The sequence below is a fragment of the Pseudomonas sp. SIMBA_068 genome, from assembly GCF_046534705.1.
In the GTDB taxonomy this organism is placed as follows: Bacteria; Pseudomonadota; Gammaproteobacteria; order Pseudomonadales; family Pseudomonadaceae; genus Aquipseudomonas; species Aquipseudomonas putida.
Genome location: NZ_JAWRYI010001231.1, coordinates 1 through 248 on the forward strand (window position 1 = coordinate 1; position 248 = coordinate 248).

Here is a 248-nt window from a genome sequence, read left to right on the forward strand (position 1 = left end):
GAATCATCCAATTTGTCAATGACATGCCTTTTAAATATAAACTTCCTTACAAGGGATTACCTAGCAGGCTGCAAGCATTTTTTCAATCGAGTCTTAAAACAAGCGAGGTACAAGATATTCCGAAATATATGTTAAAAAAGACAATGGAGCAAACGGTGGATAAGCGTATATTATATAGAAGAAAAATGGGCTTTCCGGTTCCTGTGTATCATTGGATGAGCAAAAGGATGGGAGAAATCGAAGAGAAG

Annotated in this window: 1 protein-coding gene; it reads left to right on the plus strand. The window is 36.7% G+C overall.

The genetic code is table 11. The annotated features are described in order from the left end of the window. The coding region (locus tag SB756_RS33470) for an asparagine synthase-related protein (RefSeq protein WP_410913686.1) at positions 1-248 on the plus strand (248 nt) is incomplete at both ends.